Raw genomic sequence first — 23,378 nt, forward strand, 5'->3', positions numbered from 1 at the left:
GAAAAATTTTAAATTTAAAGCTTATTGAAGCTTTGCTTCAATAGTGTTATATTTTAGATTTTCTGAAGTTTTAACGGAAGAAAATCATCCTTAATTGTGAATTGTGCATCGTGCATTATGAATTAATTGTTAAATAAATAAATCTTTTAAATCATTTGAAAATAAGGTTTCTTTTTCCATAAGCAGTTGAACTGTGGCTTTAAGGCAGTGTCTATTTTCAATAAGAATATTTTTTACATCATTATATATTGAATCTGTAAGATACTTACACTCTTTGATAATCTCATTTTGACTTATATTTAAATCTGACAGTTCCCTCATGTTTAAAAGACCTAAAGTGCTTCCCATTCCATATTGAGTCACCATTTTAAAGGCTATGTTTGTGCTATGCTGAAGATCATTATAGGCACCTGTGGTTACATAATCTGCTCCAAAGATAACTTCTTCAGCAGCTCTTCCGCCTAAAAGTACCATTATTCTTTTACGTAAGTAATCTTTATTTTGATAGAGCTTGTCCTCAGGTATGCTTAATGTATAACCTCCAGCTCCCTTAGTACTTGGAATGATTGTTATTTTGGAAATCTTTTCATTTGGAAGTACTTTTGAGGATACTAGAGCATGGCCTACTTCATGGTAAGCAGTTATTCTTTTATCTATATCTTTTATATAATTCCTATCTTTTTTCTCGTACCCTGTTAGTACTATGGAAAAAGCTTTATCAATGTGCTTGTTTTCTATATAAGTACTATCTTCTTTACAGGCGAGTATTGCAGCCTCATTTATTAAGCTTTCAATTTTTGCACCTGAAAAGTAAGAAGTTTTTTGAGCCCACTCGTGTATATCTATATTGTCTACAGGTTTATTTTTTAAGTGTAGGGATATAATTTTTTCCCTTGAAGAAATGTCAGGAAGAGTTACTTCTATATGTCTGTCAAATCTTCCAGGCCTTAAAAGGGCAGGATCTAGCATATCTAATCTATTTGTGGCAGCTATTATTACAATTCCCTCTTTTTCATTAAATCCAGACATTTCTGTAAGCAGAGCATTTAAAGTTTGATCTCTTTCATCAGAGCCTCCGGTACTTCCTGAGCCATCTCTCTTTTTACCTATAGCGTCTATCTCATCTATAAATATAACCGCTTTTCCAGATTTATTGCTTTTAGCCTTTTTAAATAACTGCCTTATACGGCTGGCACCTACACCTACATATACTTGTACAAAATCAGAGCCTGAGACAGCATAAAATGGGACATCTGCTTCACCTGCAATGGCTCTTGCAAGGAGAGTTTTTCCGGTTCCTGGCTCACCAAATAACAAAATACCTTTTGGCATTCTTGCACCATAAGATGTATATTTTTTAGGGTTCTTTAAGAAATCAACTATATCCTGGACACTCTCTTTAGCTTCTTCATTTCCCGCTACACTTTTAAAATTGCAATTAGAATCTTCTATGGCAGAAGCATCTAAAGAATCGAGCGATACTATTTTTTTGGAAGATTTGTTAGAAAACTTAAGTGCCATAAAAACAGCTGCCATAATAGAAATTACAAGTATAGTAGCAGGATAAGCTTGCCTGTTATTTATAGTATACTGCTCAGATACACTTATTCCATCTTTTAAAAGCACTTCTTTAGCGTTAGGGGTTCTAGGATTATCGGTATCATATATGCTGCCGTTTTTTAATTTTACTCTTATTTTTGGGGAATCTGTCATATACACTTCTAGTACTATTTTGTTTGATACATCTTTTTGAAACGAAACATATGACTTATAAGGTATAGAGCTGTTACTATAATTCATAAACAGTAATATGCAAAGAGATAAAATAGAGGTTAAAATAGGAATTATTATAAACTTATTTTTTATCTTTTTCATTTAAGTTCTCCTTTCTTGAGATAGATTCTCTATAGTGATTTATATATTAATTAACTTAAAATTATAAGTTCTATAGTCAAATCTTGCAAAAATAAACGAAACTTTATAAAATCATATAATGATATTATAATATTTTTATAAATTAGTCTAATTAAAATCATAAATTTTGCTAAAGTAATTTATGGAACTAGTATAGGAATTTTAGAATTGTTTATTGCAGAAATTTTAATTTACTGTATACTTTATAATAAGAAGTTTGTAAATTTAGGGAGGAGATTTGTATATGAAAGTGTCCTTTGGAAAAGCCATTTTGACAGAACAAGATATACTTGGTATAGTTCATGAGTATGTGAATATAGAGGGACTTAATATAGAAAATATAAGTATAAATGAAATAATAACAATAGAGGGGACATATAAGAGCAAAATATCTGTAAATTTTCAAGTTAATATGGGACTAGGAAATATAAATAACAATATAATAAATTTAAAAATATTTGATGTACATGTGTATAAGTTTAAAGTATTCAAAAATGTAAAAAATATTGTTCTTAAGAGGTTATTAGATGACTTTTCTCCTTATGGGGTAGAGGTGGACAGAGATACAGTAAGAGTTGATTTAAACCTGGCAGTAAAGCTTATACCTTACTTTAATCTCAAATTAAAAAAAGTAGAAATACTTCCAAGGGCATTAGAGGTTGAAGCAGAAGATATAAGATATGAGGAAAAAAAGAAATTTCCAAACATAGAGAAAAAGAAAAGAAGTATACTTATTTTAGATAAGTATCATAAGTTTAGAAAAGAAGTTGTAAGTAAGGTGCCGCAAAAATATGAAAAAATTGTAGAGTATGCGATGCTTATACCGGATATTATAATGCTATTTATAAGATTATTTAAGGACAAAAGGGTTAAAATAAAGGTTAAAATTATGTTGTCAGGCGTAATAGCTTACCTTGCAAGTCCTATAGATATAATACCTGATTTTATACCTTTTGTTGGGAAAATAGATGATGTCGCTCTGGCGTTTTTTGCGCTTAATAGTATAATAGATGAAATACCAGAAGAAATTATAATTGAAAATTGGCAGGGTGAGGAGAACATAATTCTGGTTACAAGAGAAGCAGTAAAATATATTACAAAAATAATTGGAAGTGCAAATGTTTCTAAGGTTCTAAATCAGCTAGGCAATGTATTCAAATCATCTGAAAGAAAAGAAAAAGAGGGGAGAAGTGTTACATAAGGGATTAATATAACACGTAAATTGATATGGTTAAGAAAGTATATGCTATAAAAGAAGGATATGATTTTGAAAAAAATGAAAAGGTTGAAAATATTATAGTAAACACCTGGGGAGAATGTCTAAAATGTGTAAAAGGCGTTAAAGGTGCTGCATATAAGAGCTTTAAAGATATAAATTCAGCTTTGGAATATTTAAAAGGAGAGGATAAGCTTCTAAAAAAATCTGAGGGCAGCTATCCTAAAGATTGTTTGCATGTATATGTGGATGGAAGTTATAACATTTCAACGGAAATGTATTCTTATGCGTTGGTGGCAGTTAAAGGTAATGTAGTTTATTATATAGAAAGCGGTGCACATTCTTGTGAAGAAGGTAAAAATATTAGGCAAATATCTGGGGAATTGAAAGCAGCAGTTAGAGGAGTACAATATGCCCTGTCTGAGGGAGAGAAAAAAGTTGTTTTATTCCACGACTATGAAGGAACCTGCAAGCATGCCCTTGGGTTATGGGAGAGAAAAGAAGCTTCATCTATAAAATATTATGAAGAAATGAACGAGCTTATGAAAAACATTGAAGTTATATTTGTTAAAGTAGATAGTCATACTGGGGATTTGTTTAATGAATTGGCAGATGAAAAGTGCAAGGAAAAGTTGCAAATAGAATCAAAAAAAAGTGTTCAAAAATGGTTAATGAATAATGAGATAAAGACAGCTAATGATGAAGTAAAAAATGAGATATTAAAAATTGCACCTAAAGGTGAAAAAAATATAATAGTTATTGATATATAAAAATGTAAAAATTAAGCTGTTTAAAAAAAATAAATTTGCATAATCTATCTATAGAATTAAGTTTATAATTTTAATTCCAATTTAATTTAAAGGACGTAAAAATCATAGTTATGTAAAAGAAAAAGCATTTTTTAAAGAGAGGAGTGTAGCAAAATGCGTGGAAAGTTTGTAGCAGGTGCAGTAATTGGCGCAGCAGTAGGAATGATGGTAGTACCAGAATTAGATAGATCTAAAAAGAGAATGATAAGAAAAACTTCTAAATACTTAAAAAATACTGCAGGAAATATGTATGGTGGAGTTATGAATTGGATGAAATAGCATAGGAGCTTAAATAAGTGCAATGTAAAATGTACACTTTTAATAATAAAGATGTGCATTTTACATTGTTTTTTTATTAATTTAGACTATATTGTTTAGATTTATGGTAATGCACTTTTATTTTTTTAAAGTTTTTATTTTATAATTAAAAATATGTTATAATGATACTAATATAGAATAATATTTTAATATGGTTTAAAAATTATCCTAAACAAAAATTTAAATATTACATATAATTTCAATTATATGTAATATCTAGATATTGTTATCTCAAAGTATGGCTTTTATTTTTTATATATTAAAAAAAATGTAGCATATTGGAACAGATAGGCATGAAACAAAAATTGTGATTAATAAAGGAAGAGTGAATGATGGAAATACTTTCTTTAGGAGAAAAAATAAAGAGAAGAAGAAAAGAACTCAATATGACTTTAAAAGATTTGGCAGGGGATAGAATTACACCTGGGCAAATAAGTTTGGTGGAATCAGGAAAGTCAAATCCTAGTATGGATTTACTAGAATACTTAGCAAGGGAATTGAATACTTCCATTGAGTATTTAATGGAGTCAGAAGAGACTCAAGCACAAAAAATATGTACTTATTTTGAAAATATAGCTGAATCTTATATAATAAGCGGGAGTTTGAATCAATCGGAAAAGTATATAGAAGAGGCTATATACTACTCAGAAAAGTATTCCCTACAATATGAAAAAGCAAAAAATTTATATTTAAAGGGGACAATCTATACAGCGAGAAAAGAATATCCTATTGCCCAACAGCTTTTATTGTCTGCTAATGTTGTTTTTATAAAAAATAATAAATATGAAGAAATTATAAAAACTTTTATAAATTTAGGGAAGATTACAATAAGCATGAAATCATATCATGCTTCCAGCAGTTATTTGCAGCAGGCAGAGAATGTATATAAAGAAAATAATATAGGAAATGATTTCTTGCTTGGACAAATATATTATTATACAGCATGTATAAATTTTAAATTAGAAAATATGGAAGAAGCAATAAACTATTCTTATCTGGCAAATGAGAAGTTTAGGCAGATAGATAATAGGGAAGAGTATGCTAAAAGCTTATTTTTACTTGCAGAAGAGTATAATAAAAAGGGAGATATAAATAATGCAATAAAGTATTCTAAAAAAACATTAAATGTATACAGAAAATTAGAAGATATGATAAATACTGCAAAAATTGAAAATAATCTAGGTAAACTTTTTGGAGAGTTTAATAATATTGAAGAATCATTTATACATTTAAATAAAGCAAAAGAATTGCGAATGAAATGTAAAGATGGCAAGATTGTGGACACGCTTATAAATATATGTGAAAATTATATAAAATTAAAGGATGTTATAAATTCAAGGAAAGTTCTAGAAGAAATAAGGGACAAGATAGACGAAAAAAATAGTAAATCATTAGTATATTATTACATGATGAAATTTAGAATAAATATGATTGAATGTAATAAAAACGAAGCAGAAAATACATTAATTGATGCATTGAACTTTGCGAAAAAAATGAATTATACTAAAGAAGCTGCGGATATATCAATAAAACTTGGAAAATTTTACGAAGATAGTAAGATGGATAAGGAAGCAGCTAAATATTTAAGTGAGGGTGTTGAAATTTTTAAAAAGATTGGAATATTAAAAGAGTATTAAATAAAATAGGTGATAATTATGGAGATACTTTCTACTGGAGAAAAAGTTAAAAGAGCACGCATATATAAGGGATATACTTTGAAGGAACTGTGTAATAGTAAGATATCAATTTCTAAAATGAGCTGCATTGAAAATGATAAAATAAAACCAGAAGATTGGATTTTAGAATTTTTATCAGACAAACTTGAAATTAGTTTTGAGTATCTAAAATTAGATATAAAAAATCAAATAATAAAAAATGTACATGATATTGAGAAAAAACAAGATAAAAAAAATTATGAAAAAAATTTAGTATATAATTTTAAATTTGCTGAACGGTATAACTATGATGATATATGTTTTAGGATAATACATCTCTTATTTAACTATTATCTAGAAAAAAGTGAATTAGAAAAATTGCATAATATAATTGTAAAGTATTATGAATATTTACAAAGAAATTTTTCTAAAGAAAAAGCAGCCCTGTACTATATGGATGTTGGCAAATATTTTTTTAAAACAAAAGAATTTTTGCAGGCGATAAACTATTATGATAATGTGTTAGGTATTGCAGCAGAAACTGGTAGTAATGAACTATTGTCAAAAGTTACATATAATAAAATAATCTGCTTTATTGCTCTTAATGATTATGAAAAGGCTTATGAATTGTCTGGTGCAATTACAAAATTGCTAAACATGATAGATGGAGACATAAAAAAGGCAAAAATGTATCATGTTTTAGCAATACTTTCTTTAAAAAATGATACTGAGAAATTCAAATTATATGAAAAAAAGGCAAATGAATTTTATAAAGATAATTTAAAAGATAAATCCATATCTATGGTTGACTATGCTGCAGTTATGTTTACTTCAAATATGAGTGAAAAGGCAGTATTTTATATAAATGAAGCACTGAATATATATCCTAAAGAGTGTGCAGTGGAATTTGCTAATTTTGTAATAAAAATAGTAGGTATTTTGATAAAAAATCAAATTTGGGATAGAGCTGAAAGTATATGTGATAGAGCTTTAGATTGTTCTATAAAATTAAATGATATAGTTCTTATAGAAAGAGCATACTATTATAAAGCATTGATATTTATAAGAAAAGGTCAACTAGCTGAAGGGGAAATGTATATGAATCTTTCACTTGATGCTCTATCTAAATTTGAAACAAATACCTGCAAGTATGAAAGATATATGGAAATAGGATGTATGTATTATGATATGAAAAAGGTTCAAGAGGCTCTTAAATATTTTAATATTGCCATTGATTTAAAACAAAAATATAATTTTTTATAGTTTTATTTAGAAAACTGAAAAAATTATATTTTGTTGTCCAATAAATTAAATTAATCTAAAGAGGTTTAGAAAGGAGGAGCTGCGTTAAAACTTGTTTTAAGTTTTACGTGACGTATTTTTATTATGAACATAGACAAACTTACAATAAAAGTTCAAAATGCAATGAATGAGGCCCAACTTACAGCAGTGAGATATAATCATCAACAGGTAGATGTGATTCATATGTTTTCAGCTTTAGTGTTTGAGCAAGATGGACTCATTCCAAATATATTTGGAAAGATGTCTGTAGATTTAAAATCTCTGGTAAAGGAAACTAAAGATGTTTTAGACAAGATGCCTAAAGTGATGGGAGAAGGAGCACAAAGTTCCTCCGTCTATGCAACTAGAAGGTTTGAAGATGCTTTTTTGCAGGCAGAAAAGATAGCTCAAAAATTCAAAGATTCATATATAAGTGTAGAGCACGTAATGCTTGGTATCATGGAAGTTCACTCTCCTGACGTAGATGGCATACTTAAGAAATTTGATATTACAAAGGATGCATTTTTAGAAGCCTTGTCTCAAGTAAGGGGAAATCAAAGGGTTGAAACTCAGGATCCAGAGGGAACTTATGAGGCACTTGCCAAGTATGGTAGAAATCTTGTGGAAGAGGCAAAAAAGCATAAACTTGATCCGGTTATAGGTAGAGATGAAGAGATAAGAAGAGTTGTTAGAATACTTTCAAGAAGAACTAAAAATAATCCTGTACTAATAGGTGATCCGGGGGTAGGAAAAACTGCTATAATTGAAGGACTGGCAGAGAGAATTGTAAGAGGAGATATACCAGAGGGATTAAAGGATAAAATAATATTTTCCCTAGATATGGGAGCATTAATTGCTGGTGCCAAATTTAGGGGAGAATTTGAAGAAAGATTAAAGGCCGTATTAAAAGAAGTACAGAAAAGTGAAGGCAAAATAGTACTTTTTATAGATGAAATTCATACCATAGTTGGAGCTGGAAAAACAGAAGGTTCTATGGATGCTGGAAATTTAATAAAGCCAATGCTAGCAAGAGGTGAACTCCACTGTATAGGGGCAACTACTTTTGATGAATACAGAAAATATATAGAAAAAGATAAGGCTTTGGAGCGAAGATTTCAACCTGTGGTTATAGATGAACCTACTGTTCAGGATTCTATCTCTATACTTAGAGGACTTAAGGAAAAATTTGAAATCTATCATGGCATAAGAATTCATGATTCTGCTATTGTGGCTGCTGCAAAGCTTTCAGATAGATATATAACAGATAGGTATCTTCCAGATAAAGCTATAGATTTAATTGATGAAGCTTGTGCTATGATAAGAACTGAAATTGACAGTATGCCAACTGAAATGGATAATGTTAAAAGAAAAATATTCCAGCTACAGATTGAAAAAGAGGCTCTTTCCAAAGAAAAAGATAGTGCATCTATAGAAAGGCTTAAGTCAGTAGAAAAGGAACTTAGTAATCTTAAAGACAAAGATAATGAAATGACTGCTAAATATGAAAAGGAAAAGTCAAATATAACTGAGGTTAGAAATTTGAAGAAACAGCTTGATGAAGCAAGAGGACAAATTGAAAAAGCAGAGAGGGAATATGATTTAAATAAAATTGCAGAATTAAAATATGGTGTTATTCCTAAACTGGAAAGTACTATAGATGAAAAAGAGCAATCTATTAAAGAAAACAATGAAGCTGCAATGTTAAAGGAAGAAGTTACAGAACAGGAAATATCTCAGATAGTATCTAAATGGACTGGAATACCTGTTTCAAAATTGGTAGAAGGGGAAAGACAGAAATTAGTAAAATTAGAGGATGAACTTGCAAAGAGAGTTATAGGCCAGAAGGAAGCAGTTACAGCAGTTTCGAATGCTGTACTTAGAGCAAGAGCGGGTATGAAAGATCCTAAAAGGCCAATAGGTTCTTTTATATTTTTAGGACCTACAGGTGTAGGTAAAACTGAGCTTGCAAAAACTTTAGCAAGGACACTGTTTGATAGTGAAGAAAACATAATAAGAATAGATATGTCAGAGTATATGGAAAAATATTCTGTTTCGAGACTTATAGGAGCTCCTCCAGGATATGTAGGATATGACGAAGGAGGTCAGCTTACGGAAGCAGTGAGAAGAAAACCATATAGTGTAATATTATTTGATGAAATAGAAAAGGCCCATGAAGATGTGTTTAATATATTCCTTCAAATATTAGATGATGGAAGGCTTACTGATAATCAGGGTAAGGTAGTTGACTTTAAAAATTCTATTATAATTATGACTTCTAACATAGGAAGTAGTTATTTATTACAGAACAAAAGCAGTAATGGGATAGATAAAGATGTAAGAGACAAAGTAATGAATGATATGAAATTTAAATTTAAGCCTGAATTTTTAAATAGACTAGATGATATAATAATGTTTAAGCCACTAAATACAGAAGAAATTAAGTTCATAATAGATATATTCCTAAAAGATATAGAAAATAGGCTTAAGGAGAAAAATATATCCATACAAATAACCCTAAAAGCAAAAGAAGTTATGGCAGAAGAAGGTTATGATCCTGTTTATGGAGCAAGGCCTTTAAAAAGATATATAGAAAACGTTCTGGAAACGTCTATTGCAAAGAAGATAATTAATGGAGATATATATACAGGCTGCAGGGTAAGAGTAGATTATGAGGATGATAAGTTTAAAATAGAAAAACTATAATTATTTATTAAAATAAAGGTTACCATATATGATAGAAGATTAAAAAAGAGGGTGCTTTTTATGAAAAAACCTGTCTATTCAATCATATATGGTATTTTTATCTATTTATTTGTAATTGCTTGCATAACCTTAATATGTAAATGGAATTGTGTAAAATATAACTTTGCGGGAGAGAGAAAAAATATTGTTTTAGCTAAAGATAATGCACCAACGTATTCTAAAGAAGTATTCTTAACTTTTGATGATGGTCCTTCTGTAAATAACACTACAAAGATATTAAATATATTACAACAAAATGGAGTAAAAGCCACCTTTTTTATAGTAGGTGAAAAGGCAAAAGAAAATCCTTCTATATTAAAGCAGATAAGTGACAGCGGTATGAGTATAGGAGTACATACATATTCTCACAATTATAAAGAGATGTACAGCAGTTTGGATGCATATTTAGAGGATTTTCAAGTTTGTAAAAATATAATAAAGAATATAACGGGAAAAGATTCTATAATATTTGTGAGACTTCCAGGTGGGTCAGATAATTTAGCAGCAAGTGTAAGCAATTTAAATATTATAAAGAAGACTTTAAAGGGAAACGGAATGAAGTATGTAGATTGGAACGTGGTCTCAGGGGATGCAGATAAACGTTTTGTGCCCAAAGATATCATAAAACAAAATGTAATAGATGGATGCAAGGACAAAAAAATTGCAGTAGTTTTGATGCATGATTCTTACTATAAAACTTCTACAGTGGAAGCACTGCCAGACATTATAAGTTATTTAAAAAAGGAAGGCTTTGCTTTTAGAACTTTTGATGGTATAACTTTAGAGGAAGAGTTTAGAATGAGGGATAAAGGAATCATTAATAGATGACTAAAATTATAGAGAGTTTCTAAACGAGAAATAAAATTAGTATAAAGGTTGTTTCAAAAATGAAATCTGTTTTAATTTTGAAACAACCTTTTATTTTTACAAATTGAAGGTACTTAACCTAACATAGTGTAATATATATGTTTCAGAAGTAAAACAGTGTATTTAAATCTTAATTGAAAAAGCTTCATATTGTGGGAAAAATATATTGGCACGATAGTTGCTAATAAGAAATGATGTAAACATATTTTAGATGTTAATTCATTTTGCGGAAAAGAAAAAAATAGTATACTTTACATTTTGCAATGATATATGAATATAATCAATACATCTAAAGTATAAATAGTAATATGAGATTAGAGGTGTATATTTTGAAAAAAGATACAATATTTATTACAGGTTATGCTAAACTTCCAAACGGAATAACGATAACCGAGCTTTATAATGAAATGGTAATGGGAGTTGTTTTAAATAGACATTCAGGAGAAATAAAAGATGTTGAATGCTCGTTTATAACGAATACCGCAAAAAAATATACAAGGGAATTATTAATAGGCAGAAATTTGAATGATGCTAAGGAAATAATGAGGGATATAGAAGACAATTACTTTGGAATGGCTAAAAAATCTTTTATGGCGGTATTAATGAACTGTTATGAAAGATATAAAATGATAGGCAGAGAAAATAGAAAAACTAGGAAAGAATAATTTAATAAATTCGCCATTTTGTTATGGTATAAGGGAGTATACCTTTATGTAAAATTAACAAAAAAAACGGCATTAGTATATTGAAAAATATGCTAATGCCGTTTTTTTAAATATATTAATTATTTGTTTAAAGAGGGGATAGTATGATTACAGATAGAATAAGAGATAAAAAACTTTTGAAATATGTAGGTACGGCTAATGAAGCAGCACAGTTCATAAAAGATGGGATGACTGTAGGAACCAGTGGTTTTACATTTTCAGGATATCCTAAGGTAGTACCCATCGCACTGGCAAATAGAGTAAAGGAAGGTGCCCAAATTAAAATAAACTTATTTACAGGTGCTTCCGTAGGAGACGAGCTTGACGGAGAATTAGCTAGAGCTGGGGCAATTAATAGGAGGTTTCCATATCAAACTCATAAAGATATTAGAAATGCTGCCAATTCAGGTGAAATTAGTTATGTAGATGCTCATCTAAGTATGGCACCACAATTTGTGGATTATGGGTTTATGGGGAAAATAGATGTGGCAATAGTAGAGGCCGTTGGAATAACTGAAGAAGGTTATATTATACCGACCACATCTGTAGGTAATACAGCTACTTATGTTAGAAACGCAGATATTGTAATTGTAGAAATAAATGAAAGTCAGCCTATTTCACTTTTAGGAACGCATGATATATATATACCTGAAAAGCCTCCTTTAAGGCAAGCAATACCTATAACCCATGTAGGAGATAGAATAGGAACTGACTATATAGTTTCAGATCCTAAAAAAATAAAATGCATAGTCTTTAGTGATATAAAAGATAATGCCAGAAAGGTTGCACCAATAAATGATGTAAGTAGAAAAATGGCAGAAAATCTAATGGATTTTCTAAATAATGAAGTAAGACATGAAAGACTTCCTGAAGACTTACTTCCACTTCAATCAGGAGTTGGTTCAGTTTCAAACGCAGTACTTGCAGGGCTTGAGAAATCAAAGTTTAATAATTTACAAATATTCACCGAAGTTGCACAGGATTCAGTATTTAATTTAATGGATGAAGGCAAAATTTCAGTAGCATCTGCTACAGCTATATCTCTATCTGAAGAAGGTCAGAAAAAATTTTATAGAAAAATTGATGAATACAGGAAAAAAATTATATTAAGACCTCAGGAGATAAGTAATAATCCTGAATTGGTTAGGAGACTTGGTGTAATAGCAATGAATACAGCCATAGAAGCTGATATATATGGCAATGTCAATTCGAGCCAAATATTAGGATCAAAAATGATGAATGGAATAGGTGGTTCAGGTGATTTTACAAGAAGTGCTTATATTTCTATATTTACGACAGAATCAGTAGCTAAAAATGGTGAAATATCGTCAATAGTACCAATGGTGCCTCATTGTGATCACTCAGAGCATGATGTAGATGTTATAGTAACAGAACAAGGTGTAGCCGACCTTAGGGGACTATCTCCAAAAGAGAGGGCAAAAGTTATAATAGAAAATTGCAGTAATCCTTGTTACAGGCCAATGCTAAAAGATTATTTCAAAAGGGCATGTCAGGGAAAAAATATTCATACCCCGATGTTACTTAATGAGGCGCTATCATGGCATCAAAGATATAAAGAAACCGGCAGCATGAAAATTAAAGCCGGTAAATGTGAAGGAAGGGATCAATTAAATGTTTGATGAAAAAAAACTAGATGAAGTAAAAAGGACAAAGAAAGATTGGGAAGATGGTACTCTTTCAAAAGCTCTTGGAAGATTTCCTGAAAGAAAGAAGGTTTTTAAAACAACATCAGATATAGAAGTGAAGAGGGCTTATACTCCTGATGATGTAGACAAACTTGATTATGTGAAAGATTTGTCTTTACCCGGGGAATATCCTTATACAAGAGGCGTTCAACCTACAATGTATAGGGGTAAATTATGGACGATGAGACAATATGCAGGGTTTGCGACTGCAGAAGAGTCAAATAGAAGATATAAATATCTTTTATCTCAAGGACAAACGGGACTTAGTGTAGCTTTTGATTTACCAACACAAATAGGCTATGATTCAGATCACGAACTTTCAGAAGGTGAAGTTGGAAAAGTTGGAGTTGCAATAGATTCACTTATGGATATGGAAACTTTATTTGATGGGATACCACTTGATAAGGTAAGCACTTCTATGACAATAAATGCTCCAGCATCAGTATTGCTTGCAATGTATGTTGCAGTAGCAGAAAAGCAGGGTGTAACTTCTGATAAATTAAAAGGTACTATACAAAATGATATTTTAAAAGAATATGTAGCAAGGGGGACATATATATTCCCTGTTGAACCATCAATGGGATTGATTACACATATATTTGAATTTTGTTCAAAAAATCTTCCAAAATGGAACACAATATCCATATCAGGCTACCACATAAGAGAAGCTGGATCAACAGCAGTTCAAGAAGTTGCATTTACTATTGCTGATGGAATTGCATATGTTGAAGCAGCAATAAAAGCAGGTCTTGATGTTGATAAATTTGCACCGAGATTATCATTTTTCTTTAATGCCAATAATGGAATGTTTCAGGAAATAGCTAAATTTAGGGCTGCAAGAAGAATATGGGCGAGAATAATGAAAGAAAGATTCCATGCTAAAAATCCTAAATCATTGAAACTGAGATTTCATACTCAAACTGGTGGATGTACTCTTACAGCACAACAGCCTGATAACAATGTAGTAAGGGTTGCAATACAGGCCTTGTCAGCTGTACTTGGAGGTACTCAGTCGCTCCATACAAATTCTAAAGATGAAGCACTGGCTTTGCCTAGTCAGGATTCAGTAAGAGTTGCACTTAGAACTCAGCAGATTATAGCTTATGAAAGTGGAGTAGCCGATACTATTGATCCACTTGCAGGTTCATATTATGTGGAATCTTTAACAGATGAGACGGAGAAAAAAGCATTAGAATATATTAAAAAAATAGATGAATTAGGTGGAGCTGCAAAAGCCATCGAAAAGGGATATATACAAAAAGAAATAGAAGACAGTTCATATAGATATCAAAAAGAGGTAGAATCTGGTGAACAAGTAGTTGTAGGAATAAATAAATTCCAAATGGAAGAGGAATCACCTAAAGGTCTTTTAAAGGTTGATCCTGCAGTAGGTGAGAGACAAAAGGAAAAACTTAAAAAATTAAAAGATAAAAGGGATTCAAAAGCAGTAAGTGAAAAACTTGTTGCTTTAGAAGGTGCAGCTAAAAATGGAGATAACCTTATGCCTTTTATAATTGATTCTGTAAAACAATACGCTACTTTAGGTGAGATATGTGATGTCTTAAGAGGAGTTTTTGGGGAATACAAGTAAATAAGTTTGATGACATACATGGATTGAAAATATATAGTTTCATGGTAAAAGTATGTTCTCCTTTCAATACTGAATAGACAAGTTATTATTTATAAATTAAATATGGAGGTTGAAAAGATGGATAGACCAATAAGAGTTTTAGTTGCAAAACCTGGATTAGATGGACATGATAGAGGAGCTAAAGTTATAGCTAGAGCACTTAGAGATTCAGGAATGGAGGTTATATATACAGGACTCAGACAGACACCTGCTCAGATTGTTGAGGCTGCAATACAAGAAGATGTTGATTGCGTTGCTATGAGCATATTATCTGGTGCGCACAATACATTATTTCCTAAGGTTGTAAACTTACTCAAAGATAAGGGAGCAGGAGATATGCTTGTCATAGGCGGAGGTGTTATACCTGAAGAAGATATACCAGGACTTAAAAAGGCTGGAATACAAGCTATCTTTACACCGGGTACAAAAACATCAGTAACAATTGATTTTATAAAGAAAAATGTTAAATTAAATTAAAAGGTGAGTATATGAATATTGAAGATATTAAGGAAGGACTTGTTCAGGGCAAAAAAAGAGCTGCCTCAAGGTTAATAACTATGTTTGAAAATGGTGACAGCAGAGCTTTAGATGTAATGAAAGAACTCTATAGCTGTACAGGAAAGGCAAAAGTTATAGGAATAACAGGACCGCCTGGTGCAGGTAAAAGCACTGTAACAGATCAGGTTGCAAAACTTATTAGAAAACAAAATAAGAAGGTTGGGATTATAGCTATTGATCCTACAAGTCCCTTTTCCCACGGAGCAATACTTGGAGACAGAGTTAGAATGTGTGATCTCAATACTGATCAAGGGGTATTTATAAGAAGCATGGGTACTAGGGGTGCACTTGGAGGACTTTCAGGAGCTGCGTATGGAGCCATAAATATTCTTGATATTTTTGGAATGGATTATATATTTATTGAAACTGTTGGAGTTGGTCAGTCTGAGGTGGATATTGTAAAAGTGGCTGACATAGTGGTTATGGTTATGGTTCCTGGACTTGGAGATGATATACAAACCATGAAGGCAGGAATAATGGAAATAGGAGATATATTTGCAGTCAATAAGTCTGATAGAGAGGGAGCTTCACGTACGGCTGCTGAAATAAAAACTATGTTGAGTTTCAGTACAAAAAAAGAATTAGAATCACCTGTACTTAATATAACTGCAAAAGATAATGAGGGGATTGATAAATTATTTTCAGCTATAGATGAAAGATACAATAAAATGACATCCAGTGGATTATTAAATAAAAAAAGAAAAGATAAATTGCAAGATGAAATAGTTTCTATTTTGAAAAACAAACTTATAAAATCGGCTTTGGATTTAGGTCACGAAACAATGACTGTGGAAACAATCGTATCGGATGTATTCAATAAAAAACTTGACCCATATACAGCGTCAACAATATTATTTAAAAATTTAAAAATAGGGGATGGATTGTAATTATGAGTATTGTTAAAAAAATTGACCATATTGGAATTGCTGTAAAAAGTATTGACGAAGCTTTAAAATTTTATGAAGGTGTTTTAGGACTTAAATGCTCGGGAACAGAAGAAGTTAAATCTCAAAAAGTAATAACTGCGTTTATACCAATAGGAGATAGTGAGATTGAACTGCTGCAGGCAACAAGTGAGGACAGTCCTATAGCAAAATTCATTGAAAAGAAAAGAGAAGGAATTCAACATATAGCTCTAAGAGTAGACAATGTGGAAACTGCACTTAAAGAACTAAAGGAAGATAACATGAGGCTTATAGACGAGCATCCTAGAAATGGTGCAGGTGGTGCAAAAATTGCTTTTGTGCATCCCAAAAGTACAAAAGGTATACTTTTGGAACTCTGCCAGAGATAATAATTTTAATTATTAAGGAGAGAAGAGTATGAGCAAAATTAGTGATTTGATTGATTCTAAAAAGAAAATAGAAGAGGGTGGGGGAAAAGATAGAATAGAAAAGCAGCATAAAAAAGGTAAAATGTTTGCCAGAGAAAGAATTGAATATTTGCTTGATATAGGAAGCTTTGTTGAAGTTGGAGTGTTTGTAAGCCATAGATGTATTAATTTTGGTATGGAGAATAAAGAAATACCTGATGAAGGTGTAGTTACAGGATATGGGACTATAGGTGGCAGATTGGTATATGTTTTTGCACAGGATTTTACTTCCACAGGAGGGGCTCTAGGTGAAATGCATGCAAAAAAAATATGCAATATATTTGATATGGCAATTAAAACAGGAGCGCCTGTAATTGGAATTAATGATTCTGGTGGAGCGAGAATTCAGGAAGGTGTAGATGCACTTTCAGGATATGGAAATATATTCTATAAGAATACAAAGGCATCAGGAGTAATACCCCAGATCTCCATAATAATGGGACCATGTGCAGGAGGAGCAGTATATTCTCCAGCATTAACTGATTTTATATTCATGGTGGATAAAACCAGTCAGATGTTTATAACAGGACCTCAGGTTTTAAAAACAGTTACAGGCGAGCAGGTAACGGTAGAAGAATTGGGGGGAGCTGAACCTCATAATACAAAATCCGGAGTAGCACATTTTGAGGCTCCTAACGAAACTGCTTGTTTTGATCAAGTTAAAAAACTTCTAGAGTATCTTCCGTCAAATAATACAGAAAGTGCACCGGAACTTGAAATTGAAGATGATTTAAATAGGAGTGTACCGGAACTTGATAGTTTGATACCAGACAACCCTAATAAACCTTATGATATGAAAGATATAATTATTAAAATAGTGGATGAAGGAAGTTTCTTTGAAGTTCAGGAAAGATATGCTCAAAATATTGTAATTGGCTTTGGAAGAATAAATGGAAAAAGCATAGGGATAGTAGCGAATCAACCAAAAGTGCTTGCAGGATGTCTTGATATAAATTCTTCAGATAAAGCTTCAAGATTTATAAGAACATGTGATGCATTTAATATTCCTTTATTAAATATAGTTGATGTACCTGGATTTTTACCTGGAGTTAACGAGGAATATGGAGGAATAATAAGGCATGGTGCAAAAATGCTTTATGCATATTCTGAAGCTACCGTCCCAAAAGTAACTATGATTGTTAGAAAAGCATATGGTGGTTCATATGTTGCAATGTGTAGCAAAGATCTGGGAGCGGATGTGGTATACGCATGGCCAACAGCTCAAATAGCAGTGATGGGACCTGATGGAGCAGCAAACATTGTATTTAAAAAGGAAATTAAATCTGCAAAAGATCCTGAAGCTGAAAGGCGTATAAGAATAAAAAAGTATAAAGATGACTTTGTTACACCTTATATGGCAGCAAAGAGAGGTTATGTAGATGATATAATAGTTCCTTCTGAATCGAGAAAGAGGCTTGTTGCAGTTTTTGAAATGCTTAAAAATAAGAGAGATAGCAACCTTCCTAGAAAGCATGGTAACATTCCCGTATAATTTACGGGAATATTAAGGAGGATTTTAAATGTCTAATTTAATAATCTGCATACTTGCGATTATTTGTATTGTTTTATTGATTTCATTATGCAGTACAAGGTCGAAATACGAGAGATTAAAATATAAAAATAGCAAAGAGTCTCCAAATATAAATAAGAATAAGGAAGCACCTGAAGCAGTGCTGGAAAATTCAATGGAAGATGAAGAAGAACTTATAGCTGTTATAGCGGCAGCTGTTATGTCAATTCCAAATGTTGGTTCAGGTATGATTGTGAGATCTATAAGAAGAATGGAACCTGCTGTTTCACCCTGGGTAATTATGGGGCGTCAGAAACAGATGAATGAAATTTAAAGTGTGGGGGAAATGAATTATGAGAAAATTTAATATAACTGTAAATGGTAAAACATATGAAGTTGAAGTGGATGAAGTAAATGGAAACAATACATCTAAAGCTTCTGCATATACACCGGTATCCCAAGTAGCATCGGAACCATCTCAAGCATCAGTGTCAACGCCTGCTGAAAAACCATTACCCCAAAAACAAGTTTTGGAAGGATGCGGTGGAGAAACTATATTAGCTCCAATGCCGGGTAATGTTATTGATATTAAGGTAAAAGAGGGAGATGTTGTTAATAAAAACGACGTTGTATTTATACTTGAAGCTATGAAAATGCAGAATGAAATAAGAGCTTCTAAAGGAGGAAAAGTTGTACAAATAGCGGTAACAAAGGGATCTTCAGTAAATACAGGAGATTTATTAATAGTGTTAAATTAAGATTTTGAATAAAATATGTTGTTAAAAAAGTAATATTTTTTAGGGAGGTATAAAAAAATGATATCGGATTCTGTTATGGGTGCAGTTATCATTTCTGTAGTAGATATGATTTTACTTATTTTTTTTCTATATGTAATAGGTTTACTGTTGAAATTACTCCCATTTGTTAACAAAGTTAAATTTAAATCTAATGGGAGGGAAAAAAATGATAATACTTAATTCAATAAGGTCAATGTTTTATTCAACTTCATTAGTACATTTGTCAATTGGAAATGTGTTTTTAATTATTGTAGGTATGATAATGATTTATCTTGCTATTGCAAAAAAGTATGAACCATTTTTACTTTTAGGTATAGGTTTTGGATGTATAATTGCCAATATACCTGGCAATGAACTTATTAAACAAGGTGGTCTTATCAGTTATTTTTATTTAGGAGTTAAAAAAGTTGTATTTCCACCGCTCATATTTCTTGGAGTAGGGGCTATGACTGATTTCGGACCTATGATTGCAAATCCTAGTATTATGGTACTTGGAGCGTTTGCTCATATTGGAATATTTGTAGCTATTATAGGTGCCAAAGTATTACATTTTACATTAGCTGAGTCAGGTGCAATAGGTATAATTGGTGGAGCCGATGGACCAATGGCAATATATGTCACTCAAACTTTGGCACCACATCTTATGGCTCAAATTTCTGTAGCTGCATATTCTTATATGGCACTTATGCCATTAATACAACCGCCAATTATGAAATTACTAACTACAAAAAAAGAAAGAAATATAATGATGAAGCAGGCAAGAGTGGTAAGTAAGAGGGAAAAAATTTGTTTTCCAATACTTATAACAGTTATAATTGATTTGCTTCTTCCTCCAATTGCCCCACTTATAACAATGTTAATGCTTGGAAACCTTATGAGAGAATCAGGAGTTGTAGACAGGCTTGCTAAAACTGCAGGTGGTTCTTTTATGAATGTAATTACAATAATGTTGACATTATCAATAGGTTCAACTATGGCAGCAGATACATTTCTTACTGTAAAGACAATTAAGATTGTAGTTTTAGGTCTTATTGCATTTATGGTAGGTACTGCAGGAGGAGTTCTCGGAGCAAAGTTTTTGAACAAATTATCAGGAGGAAAGATAAATCCTCTAATAGGTTCGGCAGGAATTGCTTCAGTGCCAATTGCGGCGAGAGTTTCTCATAGTGTTGGATTACAGGAAAATAAATATAATTTTTTAATAATGCATGCTATGGGACCTAATTTAGCAGGTGTATTTGGAACCGCAATAGCAGGTGGCATACTTATTACATTAATTAGTCATTAATTGTATTATCATTTTTAACTTTATTGTGGTCGCACTGTAATAGTACGGCCATTTACATATTATCTTTTCTTATATTTTTTTATCATGTATATCTTAAGGGGGATTATATATGTCAGATAGCAGAGCATTAGAACTTAATAATCTTTTAAAAGGAAGTGAAGAAACACTAAAATTAAAAATAAAAACATTATATAGTATAATTGAACATTGTTATGATGGTATATGTATAACTGATGGAAATGGAAATGTCCTATTTTTGAATAGTTCTTATGAAAGAATTACAGATGTCAAGCGGAGTGAAGTAGTTGGAGAGAACATGGCATGTATTGAAAAAAATAAAGCTACTTCTAGATCAAATGTTTTTTTAGCGTTGAAAGATAGAAGAACTGTTACGATTCAAAAGAAAACTAAGATGGGAAGAGAGGTATTGATTTCGTCCAGTCCTATTTTTGACAAAAACATGAATATAATTTTAGTGGTTACTACTGTTAGAGATATTACAAAATTGCTTGAAATGAAGGATGAGGTTGGTGTAAAAGATAGCAGGATAAATGGGGAAAGTAATATCTATCTACAAAATATAAAAGAAGATTTTTTAAAACAACATGGTATTATAGTGCAGGATGAAAGAATGCTTGATGTTTTGAAGGTAGTAATAAAAGTATCTAAAGTTGATACTACAGTGCTTTTGCTTGGAGAGACTGGTGTTGGAAAAGGAAAGATAGCAAGGTATATACATGATAATAGTACTAGAAGTGATAAAAAATTTGTAAAAATAGATTGTGCTTCTATACCACCAAATTTAATAGAATCCGAATTGTTTGGATATGAAGGTGGTGCTTTTACAAGTGCAAATAAAAATGGTAAGATAGGAAGTTTTCAACTTGCAGATGGTGGAACTGTATTTTTAGATGAAATAGGGGAACTTCCATTAAATATGCAGGTAAAATTATTAAGGGTACTTCAAGAAAAAGAAATAAAAAAGGTAGGTGGCTATAAAAACATAAAAGTAGATGTAAGGATTATTGCTGCAACTAACAGAAATTTAAAGGATATGGTAAATAAAAAACTATTTAGAAGTGATTTATATTATAGGCTTAATGTAGTTCCAATTACAATTTTACCTTTGAGATATAGAAAAGGTGATATTGAACCTTTAGTAAATTATTTTTTAAATTCATTTAATAATAAGTATGGTTTTAATAAAACCATTAGCTGTGATGCTATGGAATTTTTAAAAAATTATAAATGGCCAGGTAATATTAGAGAATTAAAAAATATAATAGAAAGATCTATGATTATAAGCAATGACAATAAAATATTAACAAAAGATATTCATATTGAAGGAATATTTGATGATTTTAACAATAGAAAGGAAATTGTAAATGGAAATGATAATTTTACTTTAAGAAATGCAGTTGTAGATTTAGAGGAAGCTTTAATAGAAAAAGCTTTTAAAAAATATGGAAATGTCAGATCAGCTGCTTGTGAACTTGGAATAAGTGCAGCTACGCTTGTTAGAAAAAGAAAAAGATATATGAAAACAAAAGTTTAATACCAAAACAATCAATAAATTTCTAATAAATGTAAAGATATATAATTTAGATTTCAAAAATGAAAAAATGTTTCAAAAATGGAAAAACTACATTAAAAAATATGAGCACTCGATTATTATAACTAAAATGAACTTAATTATTTCGATTATGAAACAATTATAAAAATAATATATTACTCTTATGGCCATAAATGGGAGTATATATTATTTTTTTATGCAATAAATATTGGAATGAAACTTGCTATCAATATTTATAAGATGAGTTTTGGGGGGAGATGGTTATAGTAAACAAAATTAGACTATTAAAAGTTTCCATAACAGTAACATGATTATTTTACAAAAAGCATATGAATGAGGAGAGGTAGAATTTGAAAAAAGGATATTTATTTATTATTTTAACTGCTCTTTTTTATAGTACCTCTGAAGTTGCAGGTAGAATTTTAGCACAAAGAGGGAAAATGGATCCGTTTCAAGTTATGTTTATTGTATTTTTAATAGGTGCAATATTGTTGTGTCCATTAGCTGTTAAGGACATTAAAGTAAGAAAGTTAAGAATTGGGTTAAATGATTTGAAGTATTTTGCAATTTGTGGATTGATGGCTGTAACTATATCTATGGTACTACTCCAATATGCTGTTACTTATACTAAGGCATCTACAGCTGCGGTTCTATTTTGTACAAATGCAGTATTTACAATACCTTTTGCATATTTCATGTTGAAGGAAAAAATAACAAAAATAACTTTAATATCTATGTTGATTTCATTAGCTGGTGTGATTGTAATACTCAATCCTATGGAAGTTGTAAGCGGGCTTGGTGGTGGTAAAGATTTAGTAGGTATATTATTTGCACTTGGATCTGCAATAACTTGGTCTTTTTATACAGTACTTAGTAAAAAAAGAATTAATATATATGGAGGATATGTTTTTAATTTCTTTGCCTTTTGTTTTGGGGTAGCGGCTTTGCTATTTATTTTAGTAGTTACTAAAAAACCTATTTTTTCAGGAATCACTTTAAGTAATATTCTGGTATTACTATATATGGGTATTTTTATAAAAGCACTTGGGTATATATTTTACCTTGGAGCCATAAAAGAGACATCAGCAGTAACTGCATCAATGGTGTTTCTTATAAAACCTGCTTTAGCTACTATATTTTCTATATTAATATTAAATGAAAACGTACACGTTAATTTAATTATAGGAATTGTATGCATATTTATAGGATCTTTTATTAATTTCAAGGGAGATAAAAATACCAATGAATTAAAAGCCAGGACTAAGGTTTAGTTATATTAAAAAAATAACTAGGAAGTCAGCTAGCCTATATTTTGGGTCATACATCTTAAAGAAGCAGGAGAAGTTATTTTTAATCAATAAAGAGGTAACTGTAATGTAAAAAATGACTGTAATATCAAATGACTTTTGGGTTCAGATGGGGTTTATTTATAAGGATG

General features: G+C 30.8%; 20 protein-coding genes and 1 pseudogene. 20 read left to right on the forward strand and 1 reads right to left on the reverse strand.

Annotation, left to right across the window (positions count from 1 at the left end; genetic code table 11):
- Nucleotides 1–129: 129 nt before the first annotated feature.
- Nucleotides 130–1,875, reverse strand: a complete 1,746-nt coding sequence (locus DMR38_RS02800; protein ID WP_127719904.1) for an AAA family ATPase — start codon at nucleotides 1,873–1,875, stop codon at nucleotides 130–132.
- Nucleotides 1,876–2,158: 283 nt separating this feature from the next.
- Here DMR38_RS02800 and DMR38_RS02805 point away from each other — a divergent pair, with 283 nt between their 5' ends.
- From DMR38_RS02805 to DMR38_RS02895, 20 genes and pseudogenes are all read left to right on the forward strand, one after another.
- Nucleotides 2,159–3,115, forward strand: a complete 957-nt coding sequence (locus DMR38_RS02805; RefSeq protein WP_127719905.1) for a DUF1232 domain-containing protein — start codon at nucleotides 2,159–2,161, stop codon at nucleotides 3,113–3,115.
- Between the two features lie 26 nt (nucleotides 3,116–3,141).
- Nucleotides 3,142–3,891: pseudogene (locus DMR38_RS02810) on the forward strand (ribonuclease H family protein); the annotation flags it as partial.
- Nucleotides 3,892–4,053: 162 nt separating this feature from the next.
- Nucleotides 4,054–4,218: a YtxH domain-containing protein gene (locus DMR38_RS02815; RefSeq protein ID WP_127719907.1), complete on the forward strand. Its 165-nt coding sequence runs from the start codon at nucleotides 4,054–4,056 to the stop codon at nucleotides 4,216–4,218.
- Between the two features lie 371 nt (nucleotides 4,219–4,589).
- Nucleotides 4,590–5,894: a helix-turn-helix transcriptional regulator gene (locus tag DMR38_RS02820; RefSeq protein WP_127723876.1), complete on the forward strand. Its 1,305-nt coding sequence runs from the start codon at nucleotides 4,590–4,592 to the stop codon at nucleotides 5,892–5,894.
- Nucleotides 5,895–5,912: 18 nt separating this feature from the next.
- A complete protein-coding gene (locus DMR38_RS02825) occupies nucleotides 5,913–7,175 on the forward strand; it encodes a helix-turn-helix transcriptional regulator (RefSeq protein WP_127719908.1) in 1,263 nt (420 codons plus the stop codon).
- Between the two features lie 123 nt (nucleotides 7,176–7,298).
- Nucleotides 7,299–9,896 carry an ATP-dependent chaperone ClpB gene (gene clpB / locus DMR38_RS02830; protein ID WP_127719909.1) on the forward strand — a complete coding sequence of 866 codons (2,598 nt, stop codon included), beginning with the start codon at nucleotides 7,299–7,301 and terminating at the stop codon, nucleotides 9,894–9,896.
- A 60-nt stretch (nucleotides 9,897–9,956) separates the two neighbouring features.
- Nucleotides 9,957–10,763 (forward strand): polysaccharide deacetylase family protein, encoded by an 807-nt coding sequence (locus tag DMR38_RS02835; protein WP_127719910.1) that lies wholly within the window; start codon nucleotides 9,957–9,959, stop codon nucleotides 10,761–10,763.
- Between the two features lie 368 nt (nucleotides 10,764–11,131).
- Nucleotides 11,132–11,467 carry a DUF3870 domain-containing protein gene (locus tag DMR38_RS02840; RefSeq protein ID WP_175412906.1) on the forward strand — a complete coding sequence of 112 codons (336 nt, stop codon included), beginning with the start codon at nucleotides 11,132–11,134 and terminating at the stop codon, nucleotides 11,465–11,467.
- 143 nt (nucleotides 11,468–11,610) lie between these two features.
- Nucleotides 11,611–13,146, forward strand: a complete 1,536-nt coding sequence (locus DMR38_RS02845) for an acetyl-CoA hydrolase/transferase family protein (RefSeq protein WP_127719912.1) — start codon at nucleotides 11,611–11,613, stop codon at nucleotides 13,144–13,146.
- A complete protein-coding gene (locus DMR38_RS02850) occupies nucleotides 13,139–14,803 on the forward strand; it encodes a methylmalonyl-CoA mutase family protein (RefSeq protein ID WP_127719913.1) in 1,665 nt (554 codons plus the stop codon). Before DMR38_RS02845 ends, DMR38_RS02850 begins: the two co-directional genes overlap by 8 nt.
- Nucleotides 14,804–14,920: 117 nt before the next feature.
- On the forward strand, nucleotides 14,921–15,319 hold the full coding sequence (locus DMR38_RS02855) for a cobalamin B12-binding domain-containing protein (protein WP_127719914.1): 399 nt from the start codon (nucleotides 14,921–14,923) through the stop codon (nucleotides 15,317–15,319).
- Between the two features lie 11 nt (nucleotides 15,320–15,330).
- Nucleotides 15,331–16,287, forward strand: a complete 957-nt coding sequence (gene meaB, locus DMR38_RS02860) for a methylmalonyl Co-A mutase-associated GTPase MeaB (RefSeq protein ID WP_127719915.1) — start codon at nucleotides 15,331–15,333, stop codon at nucleotides 16,285–16,287.
- 2 nt (nucleotides 16,288–16,289) lie between these two features.
- Nucleotides 16,290–16,694 carry a methylmalonyl-CoA epimerase gene (mce, locus tag DMR38_RS02865; RefSeq protein ID WP_207670772.1) on the forward strand — a complete coding sequence of 135 codons (405 nt, stop codon included), beginning with the start codon at nucleotides 16,290–16,292 and terminating at the stop codon, nucleotides 16,692–16,694.
- A gap of 28 nt (nucleotides 16,695–16,722) precedes the next feature.
- Nucleotides 16,723–18,264 carry a carboxyl transferase domain-containing protein gene (locus DMR38_RS02870; protein WP_127719916.1) on the forward strand — a complete coding sequence of 514 codons (1,542 nt, stop codon included), beginning with the start codon at nucleotides 16,723–16,725 and terminating at the stop codon, nucleotides 18,262–18,264.
- 28 nt (nucleotides 18,265–18,292) lie between these two features.
- Nucleotides 18,293–18,616: an OadG family protein gene (locus DMR38_RS02875; protein WP_127719917.1), complete on the forward strand. Its 324-nt coding sequence runs from the start codon at nucleotides 18,293–18,295 to the stop codon at nucleotides 18,614–18,616.
- 19 nt (nucleotides 18,617–18,635) lie between these two features.
- Entirely contained in the window at nucleotides 18,636–19,040 is a 405-nt protein-coding gene (locus tag DMR38_RS02880; protein WP_127719918.1) for a biotin/lipoyl-containing protein, read from the forward strand.
- A 57-nt stretch (nucleotides 19,041–19,097) separates the two neighbouring features.
- The gene (locus tag DMR38_RS21670) at nucleotides 19,098–19,259 is read left to right on the forward strand and encodes a hypothetical protein (protein WP_175412907.1); all 162 of its coding nucleotides are present in this window, start codon (nucleotides 19,098–19,100) and stop codon (nucleotides 19,257–19,259) included.
- A complete protein-coding gene (locus tag DMR38_RS02885) occupies nucleotides 19,246–20,367 on the forward strand; it encodes a sodium ion-translocating decarboxylase subunit beta (RefSeq protein WP_127719919.1) in 1,122 nt (373 codons plus the stop codon). The genes DMR38_RS21670 and DMR38_RS02885 overlap by 14 nt, the downstream gene beginning before the upstream one ends.
- 109 nt (nucleotides 20,368–20,476) lie before the next feature.
- The gene (locus DMR38_RS02890; RefSeq protein ID WP_127719920.1) at nucleotides 20,477–21,922 is read left to right on the forward strand and encodes a sigma 54-interacting transcriptional regulator; all 1,446 of its coding nucleotides are present in this window, start codon (nucleotides 20,477–20,479) and stop codon (nucleotides 21,920–21,922) included.
- 368 nt (nucleotides 21,923–22,290) lie between these two features.
- Complete coding sequence (locus DMR38_RS02895; protein WP_127719921.1) at nucleotides 22,291–23,211, forward strand: EamA family transporter; 921 nt, start codon at nucleotides 22,291–22,293, stop codon at nucleotides 23,209–23,211.
- Nucleotides 23,212–23,378: the final 167 nt, after the last annotated feature.

This window comes from Clostridium sp. AWRP, assembly GCF_004006395.2.
In the GTDB taxonomy this organism is placed as follows: Bacteria; Bacillota; Clostridia; order Clostridiales; family Clostridiaceae; genus Clostridium_B.